This window comes from Bartonella sp. MR100HLJHH, assembly GCF_042194215.1.
Classification (GTDB): Bacteria; Pseudomonadota; Alphaproteobacteria; order Rhizobiales; family Rhizobiaceae; genus Bartonella; species Bartonella grahamii.
The window spans coordinates 1-2946 of record NZ_JBHIMR010000043.1; the positions used below are offsets into that span (position 1 = coordinate 1).

The following is a 2946-nucleotide window of genomic DNA, read 5'->3' on the forward strand; positions in this document are numbered from 1 at the left end:
TTAAAGCGCGTAAATTCTCAATTCTTTCTAATTGCTGCTTCTCAGATTGTTGGCGAGAAAAATTATCGGTTGGGGAATGAAAAATAGCTGAGGAGCGCGCATAAACACTTAGACCTGTAAACAAGCCAAATAAAACAATAATGGCACGAAAAATTCTCAAAAGAGAACTTTGGCGTAAAAATACAGAAAACAATACAGATTGCCCCGCTTTGCACTATTCATGAAGCATTATTTAAAAGAACTTCATGAACCTCTAACAAGACCACTCAAAACAGCCACTGCCCTATAACGCTTTTAACAAAAGCACATGCCTCCGTTACCAAAGAAAAGTGACACTAGAAAAACTGCTTTATTTAAATTGCTGAAGATTTCTCCCCCACATTTATATGAAGAAACCTTTAACCAAAACTGTTTAGCGCGTCAATGTTTAATACATCAATATCCCCATAAATATAAAGGATAAATTTGCTCAACTATATCCCCTTGCATTCATAGAGTGAACCTTCAAAAGACGCCTAATCTATGAGTTTTGAAGGTTTGAGAAACCTTCAAAACCTATCAAGGCACATAGTTCATTTGTCTTGATTAACCCGTAAAACGAACAGCAAAATTCACTATTTTGCTGATCTTACCTCATGTCATAGGCTGTGGATAAGTACCTTTAAAAAAACTTTTTGAAAAAATTATCTGCTTTTTTCGTATTTTTCTGCATTTTTTCTCAATTCGTTCAAAATGGATTTAATAAGCTTCGTTTTGATTCTTTTGATAAGAATTAAACCACTCATACGAAAACGGAGCTCTGTTGTAACAGGGCGTGAACTGGATCATTTGCACGTGAATTATGAAACTGTAAAACCTTATCCAGTAACCTTTAAAAAGGGTAATCCAAAAGTTACAGAGATCTCTAATCCAGAAAAGTTTTATTATGTGACTGAAATGAAATTCGCTGAGAATAGTAAGGAAAAGGATAAATCGACTGTTTTTTATAACAGCAATATCACAATAACAGATATCCCTCTTGAAGCTTATGAGTATATCGTCAATGGCAAGCCCGCTCTTGAATGGGTTATGGGGCGTCAATGTGTAAAGACAGATAAAAAGAGTGGCATTGTAAATGATGCCAATCGTTATGCTGTTGAAACCATTGGCAACCCTGCTTATCCTCTAGAGTTGTTTCAAAGGGTTATTACTGTAAGTTTAGAAACAATGAAAATTGTTAAGAACTTACCAAAATTAGAAATTAGAGAAACTGAATAACTTATAAAGCATACTTATATGATAGGCATGTTAACCTCACAAGGGGTATAGAGTATAGCTATAATCTATACCTCTCTTGTTAAGTTGATTAGATACAATCTTTAAAAAGAGTGCTTATATGCGTTATTCTAAAAAGAAATCATTTGCACTTTTAGATACTCTTATTTGGATTGCCTTTAAAAGATTATACCGTAATCTAAAATGATAGCTTTATTGTTTTCAAAAGCTTTGTTTAAAGAGAGTTATGTATATTCATTTTGCTTATAGGCTTTGAAGGTGTTTACTCCCCAAAAACCCTACAAAACATATAGCATTAGTTGAATTTATAGGTTGTATTTTGATATAGATTGTTTTTTGAAAAATTGATAAAATTAACCACTTGAAATATAATAAACTTTTATTTTGGATAAAAAATAAAATAATACGTATAAGAAGCACCCCCCTAAACCTCCAAAACTAACAACCATAAGGATCTTGATAACATTTATTATGATTATAATCCCTTTCTTTTGAAAGGCTTTAAAAGATCACATACTCTCATAAGACATGTTTTAATCATTCACTAAATGATCACTTTTGTCGATTCAATGTACTGACACAAACTGACAAATATATATTTACAGTTGTATTTATTTGTTATGGCTGTTTTAATAAGTTGTATTTTGAAAAATTGATAAAAGTTAACATATTGAAATATATTGTTTTTTATTTTTTCTCATTTGAAAAAAATGATATAGGGTCTAAAAAGAACTGACAAAACTGACACAGGTCTATTAAAAAGGATTTTGTTAATCTCTATAATTATCAGTCTCTCTTTAGATGTTTTCATAACAAGCAATAAATCACAATCATCATGTTTATCGTTTCTCTTATGAAAATGAAAAATGATGCCATGGCTATAAAGAATGCATAAAAACAGCAAGGTTTTATAATCATAATGCAAATGAATGCGCTGGTTATAAGAGCGCGGTGCTTATTAAGGTTGTTAAGTTGCAAATGTATTATAAACAAAATTCACAAAAAAATTAAAATTCATTTAGTAAAAAAATGATAGTTTATAAAGATAAAAATACGCATTATGAGAGCGTTTCTAAATATTATAAATGTATAGATTCAGAAAATAACGCAATCGTTTCATAAATCCAATAATATAGCTTTAAAAGCATATAAATATAAAAGAAGCAATTGATAAGAACATGATAAATATTTACACATAATGAATTTAAAAAACATAAAAAAATATCAAACAAGATAAAATACTATTTGACAATAAATACGTATTTTGTTATATAAATGATCAAGTGATTAACAAACACTTTACGTTAAGCGGATAGGTTACGATACAACCTTTCCTATGTTTTTAAAATACTGGCTGTTTTTTATGTGTTAATTAGCATATAATGACTCTGTCGGGTGTGCTTACATCATACAATACCCTTATGGGAAAAGTGTAAGCAACGGACTTAACGCCGTGTTTGTTAGCGCCCGATGCTTGTTAAGAGCGTCAATAACAAACAATTTTACGTTAAGGATTTAATTATGACAACTATATCAAACAACACCCCCGTTATCTCTAATATTGCAAATGAAACCGCGCCTGTTAATCAACAAGAGCCTGCAAAAAAATACGAATTTACCAATGAAAAATTCACTTTTGACGGTCTTACTTTACACCGTATACGTGCTCTA

2 pseudogenes are annotated in these 2946 nt (G+C 30.7%); one reads left to right on the forward strand and one right to left on the reverse strand.

The annotated features are described in order from the left end of the window. A pseudogene (locus ACFIJ7_RS09165) lies at positions 1–193 on the reverse strand (ShlB/FhaC/HecB family hemolysin secretion/activation protein); the annotation flags it as partial. A 608-nt stretch (positions 194–801) separates the two neighbouring features. On the opposite strand from ACFIJ7_RS09165, the pseudogene ACFIJ7_RS09170 reads away from it, so the two are divergent. Beyond that, positions 802–1257 (forward strand): annotated as a pseudogene (locus ACFIJ7_RS09170) (type ISP restriction/modification enzyme); the annotation flags it as partial. Positions 1258–2946 lie beyond the last annotated feature (1689 nt).